Annotated in this window: 7 protein-coding genes; all 7 read right to left on the reverse strand. The window is 39.8% G+C overall.

What is annotated here, in order from left to right; genetic code table 11:
- Positions 1-44: 44 nt before the first annotated feature.
- Positions 45-2,792 carry a glycoside hydrolase family 78 protein gene (locus tag K8B81_RS15990; RefSeq protein WP_223682563.1) on the reverse strand — a complete coding sequence of 916 codons (2,748 nt, stop codon included), beginning with the start codon at positions 2,790-2,792 and terminating at the stop codon, positions 45-47.
- A 202-nt stretch (positions 2,793-2,994) separates the two neighbouring features.
- Positions 2,995-4,752 (reverse strand): MGH1-like glycoside hydrolase domain-containing protein, encoded by a 1,758-nt coding sequence (locus K8B81_RS15995; protein ID WP_223682564.1) that lies wholly within the window; start codon positions 4,750-4,752, stop codon positions 2,995-2,997.
- Between the two features lie 200 nt (positions 4,753-4,952).
- Positions 4,953-7,418 (reverse strand): glycoside hydrolase family 95 protein, encoded by a 2,466-nt coding sequence (locus K8B81_RS16000; protein ID WP_223682565.1) that lies wholly within the window; start codon positions 7,416-7,418, stop codon positions 4,953-4,955.
- 446 nt (positions 7,419-7,864) lie between these two features.
- Entirely contained in the window at positions 7,865-9,292 is a 1,428-nt protein-coding gene (locus K8B81_RS16005) for a glucuronyl esterase domain-containing protein (RefSeq protein WP_223682566.1), read from the reverse strand.
- A 206-nt stretch (positions 9,293-9,498) separates the two neighbouring features.
- The gene (locus K8B81_RS16010) at positions 9,499-12,249 is read right to left on the reverse strand and encodes a glycoside hydrolase family 78 protein (RefSeq protein WP_223682567.1); all 2,751 of its coding nucleotides are present in this window, start codon (positions 12,247-12,249) and stop codon (positions 9,499-9,501) included.
- 106 nt (positions 12,250-12,355) lie between these two features.
- Complete coding sequence (locus tag K8B81_RS16015) at positions 12,356-14,230, reverse strand: exo-alpha-sialidase (RefSeq protein WP_223682568.1); 1,875 nt, start codon at positions 14,228-14,230, stop codon at positions 12,356-12,358.
- Between the two features lie 58 nt (positions 14,231-14,288).
- Positions 14,289-15,206: a glycoside hydrolase family 43 protein gene (locus tag K8B81_RS16020; RefSeq protein WP_223682569.1), complete on the reverse strand. Its 918-nt coding sequence runs from the start codon at positions 15,204-15,206 to the stop codon at positions 14,289-14,291.
- Positions 15,207-15,478 lie beyond the last annotated feature (272 nt).

Genomic DNA, 15,478 nt, shown 5'->3' on the forward strand with positions numbered 1-15,478 from the left:
AAAAAATAGTCAAGTGACCTGTACCGTCCTGTATTAAGTGTCGTTTACTTCACATTCAAAACATAAGAACCCGATTCTAAAGTCAGGACAATGTTGTTATTTTCTGTTTTATAAGAAGATGATTTCTCCAGTTTCTGATTGTTCACTGTTACCGAAGAGGGATTTTTTGTTGGCAAATATACCACTGCCGATGAATTGGCAGGGATCGTAATTTTCCATTGCAACGTATTTTTGCTTTTCTTCCAGTCGCTTTTAATTACTCCGTAAATCGATTCGTAAGAAGCATTTACAAAAGTCAATCCGGCGTTGAAATCCGGTTTCATAATGATTTGTTTGAAACCCGGAGTTTCGGGATTGCTCATGATCCCCGCCATATTTTCGTAGTACCAGATCAATAAATCACCCAAAAGCATTACGTGATTTTGCGAATTCATAGTGGGATCAGCGGTGTTTCCGTTCCATAATTCCCAAATGGTAGTGGCACCATTTTCGACCATATAACCCCAGCTTGGATAGGTTTTATTTGAGGCTAATTTGAAAGCCAAATCCCCTCTTCCAAAATTCGTCAGCGTTCGCATTAAAAACTGCGTCCCGATAACTCCCGTGCTGATATGCCCTTGTTTCGTTACCTCCACTTCGTAAACCATATTCTGAAAAACCTTATCAATCAGATTTTCAGGAACCAAACCGAAAGCCAATGGCAGAACGTTTGCTGTCACGGTATTATTCGCGTAATAGTTTTTCTCGGTATTTAAAAATTTAGCATTGAATGCTTTTTTGATTCGTTGAGCCAATTCATCATAATAAGCAACATCAGCATCTGCCTTTGCGATTACGGCAAACTTTTTCATAATCGTCAAAAGCTGGTAATAAAACGCACTCGATAACAATTGTCCATCGGTTAAACGCGCAGGATCTTTGGAACGAATCAATTCCAACGATTCAGGTGGAACACACCAATCACCGTATTTATCCTTATCCATTAAATCATTTTGAAGATAATTTTCCTCCATATACACCATCCATTTTTTCATTGATGGGTATTGTTTTTTAATCACTTCCGCATCACCAAATTGTTGATACAGCATATCTCCCACCGTAATATAGGTTCCCGGCCAGGTCACATTATCTCCGTAATAACGCCAAAATGCCGGCGCCACATCCGGCAATCCTCCGTCCTGTGTCTGTGAATATTTTATATCGTCCAGCCATTTGGCATACAACGTCTGATTGTTGAATAAAAAACTTTCACCATAAGCACCCGTGGTTCGATCTCCCAACCAAGGCTGACGCTCATTTCGTTGCGGACAATCGATAGGCATTCCTTTGTAATTCCCGCTAATTCCCCACCAGGCATTTTTAAAAATCTGGTTCATCGTCGCATCCGAAGATTCGAAAGTTCCTGTTGTTTTTAAATCGTCATACACCACTTTTCCAACGAAATTATCCAATGTCGGTTTGGTCGGAAAACCTGAAATTTCTACAAATCGAAACCCGTGAAAAATAAATCTTGGTTCCCAGATTTCTTCGCCTTCGCCTTTTAAAGTATACACATCTGTCGTTTTTGCATCACGCAAATTGGCAATGTACAACGAACCGTCTTTCTGCAACGATTCGGCAAATTTCATTGTGATTTTGTCTCCGCTTTTTCCTTTTACTTTTAGTCGCAGCCAGCCCACCATATTCTGACCCATATCTAAGATGTAAGTCCCTTTTGCGGTCGCTTTAATCGAAATTGGTTTTACTTCGCCCATAATTTTCATATACGGCGACATCTGCGCTTCGTAAAAACCGCCCGGTTCCTGAACATATCTGGCGTTTACCCAGTTTTTATCGTCAAAATTGGTCGTCGCCCAGCCTTTCATTTCTTTTCGGGCATCATATTCTTCACCGTCGTATTCGTTGTTGGAAAGAATTGGTCCATCGGTAGTTAATTTCCAAGTGTCATCTGTTCGGATTACTTCTTTGCTTCCATCGGTATATTCGACAAACAATTGCATAGCCATTTTCGGAAAACCAAACGATTTGATTTTATACGGTTTGTAATCCTGACGCATGGCAAAAAAACGTCCATTCCCTAAAATCGTTCCCAGCATATTTTTTCCTTCCTTTAATTGCGAAGTCACATCAAAAACATTGTATTTTACGTTTTTGGTGTAATCCGTCGGAACGGGTGCCAAAACCTGATCGCCAATTTTATTTCCGTTAATATACAGCTCATACAAGCCCATTCCCATGATGTACACCTTGGCATTTTTGACCTGTTTTTTAAGGTTGATTTCTTTTCGCAGATAACGAGCAGACAATTTAGAATATTGGGAAATACTGTCATCTTTCGACAATTTTTCATACCCAATCCAGCGTGTAGATTTCCAGTCGGCATAGGTTAAAATCCCGATGCTGAAATGAGCAGTTTCTGCCGATTTTATTTCGCCTTTATTCGTAAAAACAATTACTTTCCAAAACGCATTTTGTCGGTCTCCGAGCTTTTTTCCGTTGTAAATGACATTCACAGAAGCATCGCTATCTACTTTTCCGCTGTCCCATAAATCGGCTTTGTTCGCATTCAGGTTTTCTAAAGTGGAAGCCACCAAAATTTGATAGGACTTTTGTTTTACATCATTCAAATCCGATTGTATTTGCCAGCTCAAACGCGGTTTTAAAACGTCAATTCCTTCCGGATTGGTCAGCATTTCGCATTGCAGGTTTGTAACACTGATTTTTGTTTGGGCTTTCGCCGAAAATGTAAAAAGTGCAATGATTAATGTAAGATGTAAAAAAAGCTTTTTCATTGTTATATTTTTTAAGCTGATTTGCTATAATTTTTTCTCACGCAGATTTAGCAGATCAAGCAGATTTTTTCTCATTTTTGTCATTGTGACGAAGGAAGAATCTTCGCAAGAAACTCCACAATCAAAATCGTCAATCTTTGTAGAGCCACTAATGGAGATTCCTCGTTCCTTGGAATGACAAACTAGACGTAATCTTAATTTTTTATTCTGCCACTAATTTCTCCAATTTTTCAGAAACCGCAATTTCCTTTCCGTTTTTAAAGATTCTGAAACCTTTTCCTTTATGATATTTCTCACCAGTTTTGTCCCAAAGAATCGTAATAATATTCCCGTGATACAAAACATTATCCAGACAAAACCAATCCCATTTTTCCTGTGGAATCAATGGATTCACTTCAATTTTCTCATCCGCTCTCGGGCGCAAACCAACCAATCCCGTAATCATCAAATCGTTAAAAGTCGAATGGTTGTAATAACGGCTACGCTCTTTGTCGCCCATTAACCAATAACCCGTTTTTTCGTCCAGATATTCGCCAATATAAGGTCTTCCTCTGTAATATTGCGATTCAACATACAAATTCATCTGTTTGAAATAATCGGTTTTAGCAACGAAAGTTTGATCGTAATTATTTAAAACATTGGCCAAAGCCGTCAAAGTCTGCGAACTCGCAAAAGGCCAAATCGCTCCGTCCCATTCACAGGTTCCGGTTCCATGAGTCCTGAAACGCGGACTTCTGCGCTCGGCAGTTGTCAATCCAAACGGTGCCGAAAACCCTTTTTCATCCTTAATCTGCTCCCAGGCTTTTTCGAAACCTTTATCTTTTTGTGGCAGATTAAAATACCACGGAATAAATCCAATCGCCTCTCTTACCTGCGCCAGTGTATCTTTCTCCGTAAAAGTTTCAAAAAATTCACTTTTCGAATTCCATAATTTGGTTTCTACCAACTGTTGCAAAACATCCGCTTTAGCTTTAAATTTGGCTTCCGCTTCCTTATCGCCTTTCATCTCCGCCATTTTAGAAATTGCCACAGCATTTCCATACATATAACTATTAATTGTTGGTCTTGCATTTTGTACTTTTCGACCTCCGCTCAACGACTCTTCCATCCCGTCTTTTACATCGTGCTGCCAAAACAAACCATCCTTGCGCTGACGGTCTTTTTCCCAAACGGCATAATCCGTCACCATATCCGGATACATATCCAATAAAAATTTCTCATCCTTATTCACCAAATAGCGATTGTACAAAGCATCAGCCGTCCAGCTACTGAATTTATACAATTTACCCATCGGTTTTCCGTCATTGCCCCGGTACCAGATTTTCACATCCTGTTCAATATATTTTGGATCGTGAACCCAGCGAAATTCATTGATGTGATGCCCCACCGCACAAGCAATCAAATTGTATTTATCGGCATACGAACGATCCACCAAAAACTCCGTGATTCCATAACCCAATGGCGTTTTCTTGATGTGTTTTCGAGCCGTCCACCAACGATAATAATAAATTTCCTCAAAATTCTGCTGTGGACATTCAAACAGCGGAATATTCTTTTCCATCCAAGACCAAGCACTGTCATTCGGAATCGCAAATTTCAGATTCTCGTCCTCCATCTTGTTGAAATAATCCACATAATGCTTGAAGTTTTTTTGCTCTAAAACGACCGATTTCCCTTTTTGAGAATGCCCCGCACCCGATTTGCAACTGCTCAATGAAGCAATCAAAATTACAAAAAAGATTATTTTATATTTAAAATGATATAACATATTCAAAATGATTATTTTATTAATTATGGCGTGACCCTCAGATTGCTCCGTCGTCCCTCCTCGCAACTTCGGGTCGTGCTGTACGTTCCCGCTTTTTTTTGTTCGGCTGAAAAAGCCTCTCAAAAAAAGAGCTCCACTGCCATCACTCACGCGGAAAACATTCTCGGCTTCCCACTCCTGCAAGGTTTCCAAAACCTTGTAGGTTTATTAATTTTATTTCTTTTCGCCCCGATTTGTCATTCCGAGGAACGAGGATCTCCACAAGTAACTCTACAATCAAAATGCTCAATCAAAGTCATTGCGAGGAACGAAGCAAACTCACTATCCTAAGCAAACTCAGTGAATCATTGAAACGGATAAAGCAAATGTGATTGCTTCGTTCCTCGCAATGACTAATTCCCAGAAAAACTATACGTCTGCCCTGCCTTCATTTCCACATCATATTCATTATACTTCGGCAACTGTACTTTAGGCAATTTCGCTTCTTTAGAAATAATTGGTTTTTTCACTTCCACATCATAAAACAACGGATTCGGATTTTTTCCTTTTGCTTTTTTAAGTGCAATTCCTTTGTCTGCTTTCAAAGTGTTTTCCAGTTTCAATCTACAGTTTCCACCTAATTTTGAATACACTTTCAAAGTCGAAACTTTGTTGTTTTTCCAGGTCATATCAATTACAAATCCGCCTCGCGTCACCAAACCTTTGATGCTTCCGTCTTTCCAAACCGTTGGCAAAGCAGGCAATAAATGAATCGCATCTTCCTGACTCTGCATTAGCATTTCTGCGATTCCGGCAGTACAGCCAAAGTTTCCGTCAATCTGAAATGGCTGGTGTGCATCGAGCATATTTGGGTAGGTTCCGCCACCTTTTCTTTGATCAGCGGTTACCAAGTGTAATTGATCCTGAATCAGTTTGTAAGCGTGATTTCCGTCTAATAATCTGGCCCATAAATTCACTTTCCAGCCCATTGACCAGCCTGTGGATTCATCGGTTCTGTAAATTAAAGATTGTTTAGACGCTTCAAACAATTCCGGTGTTTTAATTGGCGAAATCTGATTACTCGGAAACAAGCCGTACAAATGCGAAACGTGTCGGTGATTGTCTTTTGGGTTGTCCCAATCGTCCTGCCACTCCTGCAACTGACTGTGTTTTCCGACTTTCATCGGAGCCATTTTGTTTAAAGCTTCCTGAACTCTTTTGGTAAAATCAGCATCTGGAGCTACCAGTTTCGAAGCTTCGATTACGTGTGTAAATAAATCGAAAACCAGTTGATTGTCCATTGTAGTTCCTGATGCAATTGTCGATTTTCCGGTTCCGCCTGCGTGCGTGTTTTCAGGAGAACTTGAAGGCACAACTACCAAATATCCTGTATTCGGATCTTTAATCATAAAATCCAGAAAGAAACTCGCTGAACCTTTTATAATCGGATAAACCTCTGCCAAATATTTTTTGTCTCCTGTGTACAAATAACGTTCCCACAAATCCTGACAAACCCAGGCACCGCCCGTTGGCCACATTCCTGAAGCGGCCTGGTCAACCGGAGCGGTTACTCTCCAAATATCCGTATTATGGTGTAGGACCCAACCTTTGGCGTTATACATCATCTTCGCCGTTTCTGCTCCCGTCACGCTCAGCTCTTTTGCCATTTGGATAAAAGGCTCGTGCATTTCCGAAAGATTGGTTACTTCTGCAGGCCAATAATTCATTTCGGCATTGATGTTTGTGGTGTATTTACTGTCCCAAGGCGGTGTCACCATATCGTTCCAGATTCCCTGTAGATTGGCAGGCTGACCTCCCGGTTGTGAACTCGAAATCAACAAATAGCGTCCAAATTGGAAATACAAACTCGCCAATTGCGGATCGAATTGGGTCTTGAAATCACGGATTCTTTCGTTTGTAGGTTTGGCAACCAAATCATTTTTACCTAAATCCAAAGCCACTCTGTTGAAGAATTTTTGATAATAGGCAATATGTGCTTTTTTGATATCGTCAAAACTTTTTGGTAAGGCTTTTTCCAAAAAGGATTTACTTTTTGCGATTTCGTCTTCGGTAATGTCCTTATAGTTTTTAAAATTAGTCGCTATCGAAATATAAAGCGTCACCTCATCGGCTTTGTTGATGCTTAAAATTCCGTTGCTTGCCGAAACTTCTCCACCTTTGTTTTTGGCTTCGATTCTTCCCTGAAATTTTACTTTTCCTTTTACGTTTTCAAAATTTGTCCCAACCCCCGAAAGGATTATTTGATTTCCTTCTGTTGACGGAACGGTTTTATCAATCGGGCTGTTCATAAAAACATTGGCCGTAATTTGTCCCGGTTGACTTGCCGACAATTTTACCACAATCACCTGATCTGCAAAAGCGGTCAAAATTTCTCTGGTGAATTCTACTCCGTTTACGGTGTATTTTACTTTTGCTGTAGCGTTTTCAATATTCAGATCACGGTAGTAATTTGTGTATTTTTGATGCCCGGGAAACGAAATATAAACGCTTCCGAAAGTCTGATACGGCATTCCGTCATTGGTTTGTGACATAATATCACGAGTAGCCAGATCCTGTGCTTCATCAAACTTCCCTTCGAAAACCAGCTGTCTTACTTTTGGCAAGGCCTCAATCGATTTGGTGTGGGCATTGCTGTTTGGCGAACCTGCCCAGATGGTTTCTTCGTTCAACTGCAGACGCTCCACCGATGGATCGCCAAAAACCATTGCTCCCAATCGGCCGTTACCCAAAGGCAAAGCTTCATTCCAAATGGTTGCGGGTTTGTCGTACCAAAGTTTGAGATCGGTGTTATTTTGTGCCGTTGTGGCGAAGGAAACAATTCCGAAACAGATGGCTGTAATTTTATTTTTTAATTTCATATTTTATTTTTTTAACTAATGCTACATTTCTACTAGAATGTCAATGTAACGTTATTAACTATGGTTTCAGAGCCATCGGCTCGGTTTATATTGTAGCAACGGATTTTAATCCGTTGAAGATAAATTCGTCCATCATGTCAAATCCCGTAGGGATGATTCATTTTATTTACCTCAATTCATTACATATGAACCGATCCTACGGATCTTTATTTTATGCTTCCTTTATAAACGGGTTGAAACCCGTCCCTACAAAATGTGTCGAGCCTCTGGCTCTTTATTCACGGAACCTAATAATCAAAAGACAAATATTCTTGAGTTACCAGAGCGCGTGAGGGATAAGAGCTGGCTACCGAAGTAGCGCGGATAGCCCGACCGGATTTGAGAAAGGGGGCGACTAAGCGGTTTCGAGAGTTGCCCCCTTTTTCAAATTGGGTCACGCCCAACTATTACTTCTTGACCTCATAGATTTTCAGATTTTTTTCTCCGAACATGTCATATAATTTGTTAATGTCTTTCAATGCGTTTTTCGGCAGATTTTCGGCTTTGTTGCCAAAAACATATAATTTATCATACGGTTCAATCACGCAGGTTGACTCGTCGATTTCGCCTTTTTCGTTCTTTACTTTGTTCAGATCCAGACCTAAATATTTTGCCATAAAGGGATACAAAGCCATACGTTTTGAAACGCCGAAATCGTGTCCCTCTTTGGCAAAATGAGCATTTTCAACCAAATCTTTCTTTCCGTACAGTTCGTAAGTTCTTTGGATGAAAGGGAATTCCAACTCGGGAACGGCCAGTGTCCAGTCTTTTCCGTCGGAAACGATTAACTGCGGTTTTGGAGCCATCATCGCCGAGATTTCGGCATTATTGGTTCCGTTGCCACAAAGGTGAATTCCGCGACCGCTCTCGCACGGACAACCGCCTGAAAAATGCGACGAAACCATCACTACCGGAGCGGTAACTTTGATTCGGTCATCTAAAGCGCCTAAAAACATCGTGTGCGAACCTCCGCCGGAACCGCCTGTAACGCCAACGCGAGTCATATCTACATTTTTTTGAGTCGATAAATAATCCAGCAAACGGATTCCACTCAATACCTGAACCGTCGACGCAATGCTGTTTCGATGCGTTTCTGTTGGGAACTGAAGCAGTGATTCGCCCCAGGCAAACAGGTCGTAACTTACTACAATGGCGCCCATTTTGGCCATTATGGCACAACGGTACTGCTCGTCTTTTCTGTATCTTCCGTCACCGAAATGACCGTCGGGCGTTAAGATAATCGCCGATTTTTTATTTAACGGATACGGTTTGTAAATCGATCCCGTAGTGTAAACGCCCGGAAGAATTTCCAGCGCGATGTTCTCAACGCTGTAATCTTTGTAGATTCTTTTTGGTGTCAAAATCGGTTTTGATTTTGGCATTGGCGGTGCTTTGTCCAAACCGAATGACGTCATCATACAGGCTTTTATTTCTTTTTTACGTACTTCCCAATCGGAAGCATTGGAATATAAAGTGGCCAAATAGTCCAAACGTTCTTTTCCTTTATCGACCGAAACTTTATGGTTTTCGTATTTTCGAATGATGTAGGTTCCATCAGGCTGTTTGAAATACATCAATTCAAATGGAGCCAGAATATTGGTTAGTGAAATTGGAAGATTTCCGGGTTCGATTCGCCAATCAGCATAATCGAGTTCTTTTCCTTTTAACAATCCGCGGTCGTCGTTTATAGTCACATTAAAGATGGTTCCAATTTTTTGAAGTGTTTCTGAAACGGGTTTTCTGAAATTTGTATCCGATGTGCATTGTGCATTCGCAAACGTCAATGTGAAAATTGAGATCAGTAACGTAAAAGTTATGTTTTTTAAATTTTTCATTTCATTTAAAAATTGTTTTAGTTTGCCTCCTGCTTTAGCTGGAGGATAATAATTTGATTTCAATATTGGCTTTAGCCGAACTTTTTAATTTGGCTAAAGCCTTGTAACTTTTATTATTTGTAACCTCCAGTTAAAACTGGAGGCAATTGATTTTCCTTGTATATGAAAAAAGTGATCTGACATTTTTACAAATCACATTTTACAACTTACAACTTACATTCTATTGTATATTTTCCTGAACCTAATTTCAAATTTTTAATCGGTTTTCCATTGACTTTTATTTCTGAATTATTGGCGATTGGCAATTTTATTGTCGCTGATGTATTGGCAGGAATTTCGACTTTCAGGATTAATTTTCCATCTTTCTTTTCCCAGGCTGAAGCAATTTTTCCATAAATCGATTGGTAAGTTGCTTTTACAAAAGTCATATTGCCTACCACTTCCGGCTGAATGAAGAAATGTTTGAATCCCGGATTTTTTTCATCAGGCACAATTCCGGCTAAACTTTGGTAAAACCATTCTTCGATTTGTCCCATCATAAAGTGATTCCACGAATTTCCTTTGCGCGGATCCCATTGTTCGGTGAGAGTCGTTAGTCCGAATTTTATCTGAAAACCATAACCTGGTGCATCGTAATGGTTGTTCATCTTGTACATCGTTTCGTTTTCGCCGTTTCGTGCCAAAGCCTGAAACAAATAACGGTTTCCAACATCGCCTGTCGTTAATCGGTCGCCTTTGGCTTTGATATCGGCCAATAAATTCTGCATCACTGCCGATTTATATTGCGGTTCTACGATATCCATAAAGATCGGAACGGCGTTGCTAAACTGACTGCTGGTTCCGTATTGCTTGGTTTCTGAATTGAAAAACTCCTTATTGAAAGCGTTTTTAATATCCCAAGTCAAGGTCTCATATTTCGCAATATCTTCCGTTTTATTCAATAGTTTTGCCGCTTTTGCAACTAAACTTGTTCCATAAAAATAATGTGAAGTTGCCGAAAGTGCAATCGGACTATTTTTGGAATATCCTGCTGCATGTGTGCCGTAATCATACCAGTCGCCCAATCCGTGCGAAACGATATGATTCGTCGCTTTGGTTCCTAAATAATCTACGTACTTTTTCATTACCGGATAATATTTCTCAATCAATGACGCATCGCCATAATATTCGTAATACATCCACGGCAGAATCACGCCTGTAACTCCCCATTCAGGTGAATCGGTAAAGTCGCCTCCAAAAACTACATATTCGGGAACGATGGTCGGAATTAATCCGTTGTCGCGTTGCGAATCTTCAATGTTCTGCATCGTTGCCGGAATAAAACTTTCCAGATTATAATTGAACATCAGGCCTGGTCCGTTCAAATGAATTTCTTCGAGCCAACCTAATTTTTCGCGTTGCGGACAATCGGTGAAAACGCTCTGGAAATTACTTTTTATAGCGTTATTAATCAGCAAATGTGTTTTATTGAAAATATCATTGGAAGATTCAAAGGTTCCTGCTTCTCCTGCTGAATTGTAAATGAAATTCGATTTTAAGTCTAACAAAGTCGGAAGCTTTTCGTCCTTGGTTTTCTTGTAATTGATGTTTTCAATCTGAACATACTGATAACCATAGAAACTAAATTTCGGTTGCCATTCTTCGATACCTTCACCTTTTAAGGTATAATCGTAATAGTAAGGTTTACCCGTTTTTCCCTGACTTACTGTTCCGTCTTCATTCAGACTCTCGCCCACCCATACACGAACGGTTTGGCCTTTTTTCCCTTTTACTTTTATGGTTGTAAATCCGGAGAGGTTCTGACCCATATTGAAAATAAAAAAGTTAGGTTTCAGTTCTTTTGCTTCTTTTACATCATAACGTTTCTGGATCGTAACTGGTGTTGTCGTCTGCGCTCTTAAAACTCCTTTTGGCGCTTCCTGAACGACTACTTTTTTCCAATTGGCATCATTAAAATCTTTATTGTTCCAGCCTTTTTGTTCCAGATTGGCGTTGTAATCTTCTCCTCCAAAAATACTATTGTAAGTAATCGGACTTTTGCTGTATTTCCAGTTTTCGTCTGATTTTATGATGTCTTCGGAACCGTCTTTGTAAACGACTTTCATTTTGAAAAACAAAGTCGGCGGACCAAAACTCACGTAAAACTTAGAATATCTTTCGGCCAAAGTATTATACATTCCGTTGCCTAAGAGAACGCCAATTACGTTTTCTCCGTTTTGAAGTTCTCTTGCAGTCAATTCGTAGGTATTGAAATTGACAGTTTTATCGTAATCTGTCCACAAAGGCGCAAATTCACTGTTGCCGATTTTCTTTCCGTTAATCGTCAGTTCATAATGCCCTAAACCTGAAATGTAAACTACGGCCTCCTTGATTTCTTTTTTTACTTCGAAAGGCTTACGCAACATAATACTTCTGCGTGACAAAGAATCCGAAGCATTGATCAGAGCGTCTTTTTTCTGTCTGTTAAAGGTCGCTGTATGATAATTTCTGCCTTCCGGCAAATGGCTGTCGGCTTTTGTAATAGCTCCAATCCAGATTGGATTCAAATCTGATGCTAAAGGCGACATTCTAAACGAAGCTGTTTTACTCCAATTGGACGCCTTGCCTTTTTGATTCCACACTTTGACTTTCCAGAAATATTTGGTTTCTCTTTTTAACGGAGTTCCGCTGTAAGTAATTTGAAGATTTTTCTCTGAATTTACTCTTCCGCTGTTCCAGATATCACCTTCGCCATTTTTTAGTTTTTCTTCCGAAGATGAAACTAAAATCTGATAGCCTATTTGCGAGGCATAAAATTCTTTTGAAACCAACTGCCAGCTTAATCTTGGCTGGTTTTGAACAACTGCCAATGGATTTTCGGTCAATTCGCAGGTCAAATGTTCAGCAGAAATTTGTGCATTCGAAATGAATGTTATCAGAAGACAAAAGAGGAATAATATGTTTTTGAAAAACTTCACTGTGTATGTTTTTTTTTGCCACAAATTGCACAAATTTTCACTAATTATTCTTTTTCTTTGAGCTAAAATATTTGCGTGAATTTGCGGAATTTGCGGTTATATTTTTTTATAATTTCTTTGTCACCAACGACTCAATATTAAAAACCGCTTCGGGAATTAATTTTCCTGTATCCGGTAAATCGGTGAAATCCGGCGTATCTGGCTCAGTGTCAGCATTTGGTGTGTAACGTTGCTCTCCGGTGCGGAACATAATACGTGAAATTCCGTCAACCGGTGCATAGAAAATTTTGTTGGTTTCTTTGCCATCATTCACTTTTACAGTGTACGAACGGGAAGTTACGTCTAATTTTACAGTGATTTTATAATCTTTTCCAGCTTCGTATTTTCCAATTCCGCCATGACGGGCTCCATGTTTTACTTTTATTTCGCCGTCTTTATCGAAAACAATGCGGATCGCAGGCAATCCTTGTTTGTTTTGGAATTCCACCTGCAGTAAACCGTGGTTATTTTGTTCTGGTTTTACGGTGAAAGTCGCTTCCATTTTTTGTGCAAACGGAATCACGCGCTCAGCACGCGAATAGTCAAAATAATCCTGATCTCTTAATGTCAGGCATTTTTTGCCATCTGCTTTCTTTTCGATTTTTGTGGATGCCCACGATAAATCGTAGGTGTTCCATAATTTTAATTCTTCGCCGTTTGGCAAATTATTGAAAACATCATTCACGTTGTCTTTCACTTCGCTGGTCACAGGAACAGGAACAGAAGCTACCCAAATATCTTCTTTGTTGACACTGTAACTTACCCAAAGTTTTCCATCGGGCGGAGTTCCATCTCCTTCATTTATTCCGCGAACGTATTGCGGACCTGCTGATTTGTAATTTCCGCCGTAACGCATTGGGGTAATTTCGCCGTGAACCAACAATAAATCTTTGTAATTCAATCCGTCATCACTAGTTGAAATTGCCAATGGCCAACGGTATTCCGAAGGATTATAAACAGTCGCATAACGGTTATCCGAAGTTTTTTGTCCCCAGATTTTGGCATTACTGTTTACAAATCCGGGCGCTCTTACCGGAATGTATTCCCAGGTTTTGCCTTCGTCTTTACTTAAGGAAGTTAAAGCAAATTTCCATAAACCAACTACGTTTCCGTTTGGCAAATGGTAATAATTGAACGCTTTGTATTGTTTTTTTAACGGAATCAATTCATCGTCACGATCGGCTTCTTCTACCCATTGTTGCATTAGCAGAGGTTTAGAAAGTAACTCGTTGCAAGCTTTGATGAACTTTTTGTCTTTGCTTTTGGTATAAAATGGAAAAGTCGTTGGCAATGGATTTCCGGTTTTATTGTATCGGATAAAATAAATCGGGCCGTAAGTTCCGTCTTTGTAGATTTCACGCACGACACGTCCAATTCCTTTTCCGTCATTAGGATCATCTTTTTTGTCTAATGCAACTCCATAATAACCTATCGCCAATAATCTGTTATCAGAGGAAACATAAAAGCCCATTCTCTGATGCATGATAGCATCGATGTTTTTCGCAACGCCTTCTACACCTTCTTTTTTGAATCCATCTGGAACATGATAAATCGGGAAAAGCACTGCTGGTTTTGTCCAGGTTACACCGTCTTTCGAAGTCATTATAAAAGTCTGGCTCGGCGGAATGTGCTCTCCGGACGGGTCGCTCAAATAATGCAGGTAAAAAGTATTGTTCCAATACGCCATCATGGATTGATGATTGTAAGTCCAACCGAATCCGTCTGCTTTTTCAGGATGTTCACGGCTGGCGCGCATAATCTGCGTTGCGTGAACGCCAACTGCCGGACTCAATTGCCCGTGGTGGTAATCGACATTAGAAAGTGTTTTACCTGTATATCGTATCGTGTCTTGTTGGGCTTGCGCCGAATTGACTGCAACACAGCTTAACAAAAGGGCTGTCGCTGTTACGATATTGGTTTTTATGTTTTGAAATGCAATCATTTTTATTTTATTTATGTCATGACCTCAGGGTTATGAATCCTGCGGTCGAATAAATCCATTATTTTTTTTCAATTAATCCTTTTAGAACTTCTGCGGAAATAGTTGTAATCGTTCCGTGTTTGTGTCCTTCGGGTAATTTTATTTTTGAGGAAACATCTTCGAATTTCACAAAATCGGTCGTGCTTAAAGCTTTATAATTTTTGGAACCGTAGTTGTCATAATACAGCAACCAGTTTTTATCCACTTTTACGACTGTTGGCCCTTCAGATAAATATTCCGTCAAGGGTTTTGATCTTTTTTCGAATGGGCCTAAAGGTGATTTCCCGAAAGCTACTTCTATGTTTCGCATGGGTCTGGTGTTGTCTTTCAGAACCAAAACATAATCCTTTTTGCCTTTTTTTACGATGACACAATCGATGACGCTAAAGCCTGGATCGTAATATAATTTGGTATCCGAAAAGGTTTTGAAATCCTTAGTAGTTACGTAATACATTCGGTGGTTGTTTTTCTCGTCTTCTACTCCTCTTTCGAATCGGAACGGAATTGTAGATGCCCAGATAATGATGTATTCTTTTTTGACATCGTCGTAAAAAATCTCTGGCGCCCACACGTTTACGACTTCGGGTTCGTGTTTCATTACGGGAATGTATTGTTGTTCCGACCAATGAATCAAATCTTTCGAACTAGCGTATCCAAAACCGTTTCCGCCTTTCCAGTCGGTTGTCCAGACCATATGAAACGTTCCGTCGGCGCCTTTTGTGATAGACGGGTCACGCATGATTTTGCTGGCACCAATTTCGGGTTTTAGGAATGAGCTTTCTAAACCTTTCCAGTTGTAACCGTCTTCGCTGTAGGCCAGGTACAAACCTTCCGTAGCCGGTTCACGAAAAGAAGTGAAAAGAAAAATTTCTTTCTTTTTTTGGGAATAGCTTAGAGCGAAAAGCGAAAGGGTTAATATGATGAATATTTTTTTCATTGTTATGTTTTTATACTTACCAAAGGTTTCATTGTTAAGTTATTTGCTAAAATCTGTAAAAGTTATCTATTTCCAGAACACATTACCCTTAAAGTTTGTCATTCCGAGGAACGAGGAATCTCCGCAAGTAATTCCGCAATCAAAATCCCCAATCTTTGTCGAGCTTCTAACGGAGATTCCTCGTTCCTCGGAATGACAAACTGTGTGTAAAACCTAGCAAACTAAACCAATTTATGTTTTCCGAACACTTATGTTTTAAAAACCTTGCAGAA

Origin of the sequence: Flavobacterium hibisci, from assembly GCF_020026925.1 — a bacterium.
Lineage (GTDB): Bacteria > Bacteroidota > Bacteroidia > Flavobacteriales > Flavobacteriaceae > Flavobacterium > Flavobacterium hibisci.